Source organism: Vibrio sp. V10_P2A27P122, from assembly GCF_963874335.1.
Lineage (GTDB): Bacteria > Pseudomonadota > Gammaproteobacteria > Enterobacterales > Vibrionaceae > Vibrio > Vibrio anguillarum.
Genome location: NZ_CAWNHY010000067.1, coordinates 1 through 7,358, shown reverse-complemented (window position 1 = coordinate 7,358; position 7,358 = coordinate 1). Strand labels below are relative to the sequence as shown.

Genomic DNA, 7,358 nt, shown 5'->3' with positions numbered 1-7,358 from the left:
GGATAGATTTGAGAGTGCATGGAACGGTTTCTAATGCGTTAAAGAACCTTCTAAAAGACAAACAAAACCTACTGAATGAGCCTACTACAAGAGAAATAAAACAACATTTTGCATGTTATGGTGTTGGATTGATAGAAAGAAAAGTTAACTCTGCCCAAGTTAAAGAGACCACTAAAAAATTTTTAGAATGGATACGGGTAGATAGAAAAGACACGGGTAAATCTGGGCTTCAAGCGGCGCTAATGAGCGAGGTGGACAAGGCAAAACTTGACGTTGATCTAGCAAGTGTGGAGTGGAGAAAGAGTGTTACTAATCAGATCAATAGAAGTGTTGAAATTCAGATAAACGAATATTTGTCTGGTCATGCAGAACGGAACAAGATTGTTACATCTAGCGGTACTACTTTAACGGCACACGCAATAGAAGATTGGCTTACACAATACACTGCTTGATTCATGTTAAGTAACATCAGTTAAGGTGTGCCGCAGCGATACGAAAATAGAAGTGCAAATTTATACCTAACAATAGCAATCCATTGCAATTCATTGGCTAATTTACAGGTGCTAAGCCCCCTGCCTTTAAAGCAAGGTATACTACCCGTTTTTCTCACAAGGCAAGCTTTGCTGAACGTTATATTGAATCCCAATTTAACGCCAATCCCCCCTGAGTTCGGCGACTTTTTGTTGCATCACTTGTGTTGTTGCCTCTTTTGGGGGGACGGGCTCGCCAGCTTCAATTTCTATATGTGACCAAAAACGAGTCGGTAGCCCACAGCAGGCGCGCCCTTTGGCACGGCTAAAATAGCTTCCCCACAACCCCTTCAATGCAATGGGGATGACAGGCACAGAGCTGCGTTTTAAAATAATATCCATCCCGCGCATGAAATCGCTGATTTCGCCATCTGCGGTTAACCGTCCTTCTGGGAAAATGCAGACGATATGCCCCTCTGCCAATGCTTGTTCTACATCGTTAAAGGCTTGGCGGATAGAACCGCGACGCGTTGCGGAAATAGGTATCACGCCTGCACGTTTCAAAAAGCGACGAAGTGGCGGCAAATTGGCGTAATCCTCTTCCATCACAAAACGAATTAAGCGAGGACAAACCGCGCTCAGCAACAGTGCATCCATATAGCTAACATGATTGCACACCAGCAGTGCTCCGCCCTTTTCAGGTAAGTGATGAAGATTTTTGTGGCTGACTCGATACATGGTATGCGTGAGCATCCACATTAGAAATCGCACCAAAAAGACCGGGACTTGGTAGCATAAATAGAGTGCAACAAAGCCATTAAGCAAAGCTAATATAATGAAGAACTGAGGGATCGTAAGCTCAAGAAAGCTCAAACAGACAATCCCTAATAGTGCGCTCGCCACCATAAACAGTGAGTTGTAGATATTCAAAGCGGCAATGACTTGTGCGCGTTGAGTGACTTTAGCACGCTGCTGCATTAGCGCATATAAAGGCACAATGAAGATGCCACCGCAGACGCCAATCAACAATAGGAAAAGAAACATCGGCCATAGTGATTGGTGGCTGATAAATTGATAAAAATCAGTAAATTGAGGTAATTTTTCTGGCACGGAGGTTGCCATTAAATAGCCAAATAATGTAATGCCAAAACTGCCGATAGGCACGATGCCGATCTCTATTCTATGATGCGATAATTTGTCACAGGTCAATGAGCCAGTGGCAATGCCAACAGAAAACAGTGCTAGCAAAAAAGAAACGGCGCTCTCTGTGCCATATAAATAGTGATGCGTGAAATTTGGAAATTGAGTTAAGTAGGCAGCACCTAAAAACCAGAACCAACTGATCGCCATTACGCATTGGAAAATAGTACGGTCTTGTTTGGCAATCGCAATGGTCTGCTTGGTTTGCTTAATGGGCTGCCAGCGAAAAACGAGATCGGGTGCGCAAGCAGGAGCTTTAGGAATATGACGGCTGGCTAAATAGCCTAATAACGCAAATAGAACCACCGCGCCAGCAGCCACGTATTTAGTGTGGGGCATCGAGGCAATGAGCCCTGCGCCCAATGTGCCTAATAAAATCGCTAAAAATGTGCCTGTTTCTACTAACGCATTGCCCGGAACCAATTCATTCGGCTTGAGTTGTTGCGGCAGTAAAGCGTATTTGACTGGGCCAAAAAAGGCCGATTGTGTCCCCATCAAAAACAGTAATAACAGTAAAATGGCGTAACTCTCGGTCATAAAACCGATCGCGCCAAGGCACATGATGCCAATTTCAGCCAATTTCACTTTACGAATGAAAGCGGATTTTTCGTACTTGTCAGCAAGCACACCAGCAGAGGCAGAAAAAAGGAAAAAGGGAAGAATGAATAGCCCTGCAGCAAGGTTAATAAATAAATTACTGGAAACCGGTAACACGTTCGCTCCAGCAAACGCGACCAATAGCAGCAAGACATTTTTAAAGATGTTATCGTTAAATGCGCCAAAAAACTGGGTGATGAAATACGGAAGAAATCGTTGCTGAGTCAGCAATGAAGATTGAGATTGACTCATTGATGGTCCTTATCGCGCCCAGTGATTAAGATAGTTTGAGAGTAGGTTTTCAATCAGCTCTTTCCCATCGATGGGTTCGGCGGCGAAAAATTTATCATCCACGCTTAATAAGGTAATACCATGTACGCCAGACCACAGGACTCGGCTTGCTTGCAGCACTTCTTGTTGCGAGTGTTGTGGAGCAAGGATGGTCAATAAACCTTCAAGCATGGCGGTCATGTTGTCGATGCGCTCTGCTTGCCACTGGGGAAGTCGTTCACCATTCATATTATGTTCAAAAATAAGTTGCCAGCGATTGGGGTGCAACTGAGCAAAATCGTGGTAGCAATAGGCCAATTTATACAACGCTTCTTTTGGATCGCTACACTTACCCACCACTTTTTTCGCTTGTGAAGAGAGTTCATCCAAGGTTTGAGCGACCACATGCAACAATAAAAGATTGTAACTGCCGAAGACATTGACCAAAGTGCTAGGTACGTAGCCAATCATGGTTGCGATTTTACGCAGGCTGAGCTCGTGATAAGTGTGATTTTGAAGAAAATGCTTCGCGGTCTTGAGCGTCAATGCAATCAGTTCTTCTCGGGTGTGATCGTTTCGTCTGGCCATGGTTACGTATCAATTATGAACAACGTTCGATATTCTAGTGGGGTGGTGTATAAGCGTCAACTTATGGACGGTTAATTTGCAATATTCTGATACATGTCTGCGAGAAGCAACGGTTTTCTTGTCTATCCGAAGTGGTTATGATGAGTAAGCCTCAATAATTATAACCCTAAGGAAAAACATGAAACGTTTTTTTTCCCTTGTAGCACTGCTGATGGTTGCTGTTGCGATCACACCGATAGCAGAAGCAAAGAAATTTGGCGGTGGTAAATCGTTTGGTAAAAGCTATAAAACGGCTCCAGCTCCCAAACAGCAGACTCAAAAAAATGACACCATTAAGCAAGATCAAGCAGGTAAAGCTGGTTCGACCAAAAAAGGTCTGATGGGCGGATTACTGGGTGGTTTACTCGCTGGTGGTCTACTGGCGGCTTTCTTTGGCGGCGCGTTTGAGGGTATCCAATTTATGGATATTCTGATCTTCGGCCTGATTGCTTTTGTGCTCTTTAAACTGATGCGCGGTATGCTTGGTGCGAAGCAGGGTAGCATGAATCGGCAGCAGCCTGCGTTTGGTGGCGTGAATAACCGAACGGAGTTTGAACAGCCGAACGTGCACAATTTTGAACAACAGCCTCAAGCCACGGGTGGTTTTGGAGCGAATGCACACAGCGATATCCCACATAACTATCCAGCCGGTTTTGATAAGGTAGCTTTCATTAATGGTGCGCGCGAACACTACCGTATTTTGCAAGGTGCTTGGAACCATAACCAACTTGAAACTGTTGAAGAATATGTATCGGCGAGCTTGTTTGAAGATTTAAAACAAGAGCGCGCAAAGCTAAACGGTGAACAGCACACAGATGTGATGTACGTAGACGCTGAAGTCGTTCGCGCCGATTACGATGCAAGTAAAGCGCAGTTGAGTTTGCAGTTTACTGGCCGCTACCGCGATTCCGTGGAAGGCATTGAAGAAGATATTAATGATGTGTGGCATTTAGAGCGTGATTTAACCGTACCTAATGCACCTTGGTTGATTGTCGGCATTCAAGGCTAAGACTTTTCACGATGGATCCAAAACGCCCAAGCTTGTCTTGGGCGTTTTGCTAGGTCACTAAGCTAATTTAGCCGTTGTTTCAAAGGCTTCTAATTTTGAAAGATAAGGTGTTAAATCACCAATATTGCTTTTCACCCAATCGGCACAGTAATAGGTATCTAAATAACGTTCGCCGCTGTCGCATAACAGCGTCACGATGGAGCCTGTTTCACCTCGTTGTTTCATCTCACTGGCAATTTGCAAAACCCCATAAAGATTGGTGCCGGTAGAAGGGCCTGCTTTGCGGCCGAGTAGTTTTTCCAACCAATAGATCGTAGCGACACTGGCGGCATCCGCAACGGTGCGCATTTCATCGACTACGCCGGGAATAAAACTCGGTTCAACTCGTGGGCGACCAATTCCTTCAATTTTGCTACCACACTGCAAGGTTAAGCTTGGGTCTCGGCTTTTGAAATAATCATGAAATACCGAGTTTTCAGGGTCGACGACGCACAGTTTGGTATTGTGTTTTTGGTAGCGAATAAAGCGGCCTATAGTTGCTGAGGTTCCGCCTGTGCCCGGGCTCATTACAATCCATGTTGGAACGGGGTGATCTTCCATTTGCATTTGGTTAAAAATACTGTCGGCAATATTGCTATTACCACGCCAGTCGGTCGCACGTTCAGCATAAGTGAACTGGTCCATATAATGGCCATTCAGTTCTTTGGCTAAGCGGTGTGATTCGGCATAAATTTGATCAGAGCGATCGACTAAATGCGCTTGGCCGCCATAAAGCTCAATCTGCTCAATTTTTTTACGTGCAGTACATTTGGGCATTACAGCAATAAAAGGCAAGCCTAGTAAACGGGCAAAATAAGCTTCTGATACCGCAGTACTGCCCGATGAAGATTCAATGATAGTAGTTTCAGGGCCAACCCAGCCGTTACAGATGGCATACAGAAAAAGAGAACGGGCGAGGCGGTGTTTCAGCGAACCCGTAGGATGCGTACTTTCATCTTTGAGATAAATATCGACCCCAGCGACACAAGGCAAATCGAGCTTGATCAGATGAGTATCGGCCGAACGTTGGTAGTCCGCTTCTATTTTTCGAATTGCGTTGTTAATCCATTGATGATCGGTGCACATGGTTCTCTCTCCATCGTTATTATGAGGGTAATTTACCCTTAATGTGAGAGAAAAGCTTTGCTATGTTGCCTGTCATTTTGTAGTTTTAGAGAAAATTATTCTCTTATTCTGGGGAAGCTATGGAGCTTGATAGAATTGATCGCATGATCCTCTCATTACTGCAACAAGACAGCACTTTGTCGCTAAATGATTTGGCTGAAGCGGTGAACTTAACCACCACACCTTGCTGGAAGCGATTGAAAAAGCTCGAAGAATCTGGCGTGATTGCGCAGCGAGTTGCCCTGCTTGACCCAGAAAAATTAGATTTGAGTTTTACCGCGTTTGTGTTGATTAAGACCAGCGATCACTCTCACGAATGGTATAGCCATTTTGTCGTGACTGTGTCTGAGTACCCTGAGGTGATGGAGTTCTATCGTATGGCGGGTGAGTACGATTACATGATGAAAGTGTTGGTCAAAGACATGAAGTGTTTTGACCAGTTTTATAAAAAACTGGTCAATGGCGTGAAAGGGATTAATAACGTGACTTCAACCTTTGCAATGGAGTCATTGAAGTACACTACCCAATTGCCTCTGGCATAGCCTGCTCGTCCGAGTCTTGTTATTTGGTGAAGCGCATCACACCTTCTTGCACTGCTGTTGCGACTAAATCTCCTTGGCGGTTGTAAATCTCGCCACGCACTAAACCACGGGTATTGCTGGCCGTAGGGCTTTCTATTGCGTAGAGCAACCACTCATCCATTTTGAATGGGCGGTGGAACCAAATCGAATGATCAATCGTCGCGACTTGAAAGTTAGGTGTCATCAAAGAGACTTTATGAGGATGCAACGCTGTGACTAAAAACCCCCAATCAGACGCGTAACCGAGCAAATATTGATGGATGAGTTGGTTATTTGGCAACTCACCATTAGCGCGTATCCACAGGTACTGTTTTGGCTCCGCTTTTTGTGGTTTTAGCGGGTTAATTACGGTCACTGGACGCATCTCAATCGCTTTTTCGCCACAAAAAACCTTTTTTATTTTTTCAGGTAATAAATGTGCAATCTGGGCTGCCAGTTCAGATTCAGAGGCAAAATTTTCAGGACCAGGGATGTCAGGCATGGTGTTTTGATGTTCAAAACCGGGCGCTTCACCGTGATAAGAAGCGGTGAGATAGAAAATCGGCCGACCATTTTGAATTGCTTTGACTCGTCTGGTACTGAAACTGCGTCCGTCCCTTAAATTCTCAACATCATAAATGATTGGTTTTTCAGGATCCCCGGGGTAAAGAAAATAGCTATGAAATGAGTGAACAGTGCGGTCGGAATCAACCGTATAGCGAGCCGCCGAGAGTGCCTGGCCAATCACTTGCCCACCATACACTTGTGGTAGACCTAAGTTCTCGCTCTCACCTCGGTATAAACCTTCTTCTAGCTTTTCCAGTTGTAGCAAATCCAATAGTTCATTTAATGGTTTACTCATAGACCCTCACCGAGATTCTTAATGTAATTATTATCATTGTTGACTAAGTCAATATCTTGTTAATACCAAATGGACGACCATGACAGCAGATAAAACCGAACCTATAATCATCACCTATCTAACACCATAACTGAGGTTTTATCCTTATGAAAAAGGCACTGTTGCCGATTATGTCGTCTGTTTTGGGTCTAATGCTTGTGGGTTGCCAGTCAGCGCAAAAACCAACCTCTTCCGAGAGCAATATTCAATCTATCATGGGTACGGTTTCGTACCGTGAGCGTATTGCACTGCCGGATAAGGCGCTTGTCACTATCACTTTGCAAGATGTTTCATTGGCTGATGCACCCGCTAAAGTGATCGCAAAACACCGCTTTGAAACTAACGGAATGCAAGTGCCGCTTCAGTTTGACTTGGCATTCGACAACCGAAAAATTGATGCTCGCCACCGTTACAGCGTCAGTGCTCGCATCGAAGTAGATGGAAAACTGCGCTTCATTACGGATACCCATTACGCCGTGATTACTGATGAGAATAACACTAAACGGGTTGATTTGCGTTTGGTTGGTGTTAAACAGTAGTAAAAACAGAAGCAATAAAAT

Annotated in this window: 7 protein-coding genes and 1 pseudogene; 4 read left to right on the top strand and 4 right to left on the bottom strand. The window is 44.6% G+C overall.

The window, feature by feature from the left end:
• Positions 1 to 452 (top strand): annotated as a pseudogene (locus AACQ17_RS03930) (hypothetical protein); the annotation flags it as partial.
• Positions 453 to 647: 195 nt separating this feature from the next.
• Here AACQ17_RS03930 and AACQ17_RS03925 read toward each other — a convergent pair.
• Positions 648 to 2,519, bottom strand: a complete 1,872-nt coding sequence (locus AACQ17_RS03925; protein ID WP_094146959.1) for an MFS transporter — start codon at positions 2,517 to 2,519, stop codon at positions 648 to 650.
• A gap of 9 nt (positions 2,520 to 2,528) precedes the next feature.
• On the bottom strand, positions 2,529 to 3,125 hold the full coding sequence (locus tag AACQ17_RS03920) for a TetR/AcrR family transcriptional regulator (protein ID WP_017048569.1): 597 nt from the start codon (positions 3,123 to 3,125) through the stop codon (positions 2,529 to 2,531).
• 178 nt (positions 3,126 to 3,303) lie between these two features.
• Here AACQ17_RS03920 and AACQ17_RS03915 point away from each other — a divergent pair, with 178 nt between their 5' ends.
• A complete protein-coding gene (locus AACQ17_RS03915) occupies positions 3,304 to 4,173 on the top strand; it encodes a Tim44 domain-containing protein (protein WP_017048570.1) in 870 nt (289 codons plus the stop codon).
• Between the two features lie 57 nt (positions 4,174 to 4,230).
• On the opposite strand, the gene AACQ17_RS03910 is transcribed toward AACQ17_RS03915, so the two are convergent.
• Positions 4,231 to 5,298, bottom strand: a complete 1,068-nt coding sequence (locus AACQ17_RS03910; protein ID WP_013856440.1) for a PLP-dependent cysteine synthase family protein — start codon at positions 5,296 to 5,298, stop codon at positions 4,231 to 4,233.
• Between the two features lie 119 nt (positions 5,299 to 5,417).
• Between AACQ17_RS03910 and AACQ17_RS03905 the strand changes: the two genes are divergently transcribed.
• Positions 5,418 to 5,879, top strand: coding sequence for an Lrp/AsnC family transcriptional regulator (locus AACQ17_RS03905; RefSeq protein WP_010319994.1), 462 nt, complete (start codon positions 5,418 to 5,420; stop codon positions 5,877 to 5,879).
• A gap of 19 nt (positions 5,880 to 5,898) precedes the next feature.
• On the opposite strand, the gene tesB is transcribed toward AACQ17_RS03905, so the two are convergent.
• On the bottom strand, positions 5,899 to 6,759 hold the full coding sequence (gene tesB / locus AACQ17_RS03900; protein WP_013856442.1) for an acyl-CoA thioesterase II: 861 nt from the start codon (positions 6,757 to 6,759) through the stop codon (positions 5,899 to 5,901).
• A gap of 146 nt (positions 6,760 to 6,905) precedes the next feature.
• Here tesB and AACQ17_RS03895 point away from each other — a divergent pair, with 146 nt between their 5' ends.
• The gene (locus AACQ17_RS03895; RefSeq protein ID WP_094146836.1) at positions 6,906 to 7,337 is read left to right on the top strand and encodes a YbaY family lipoprotein; all 432 of its coding nucleotides are present in this window, start codon (positions 6,906 to 6,908) and stop codon (positions 7,335 to 7,337) included.
• Positions 7,338 to 7,358: the final 21 nt, after the last annotated feature.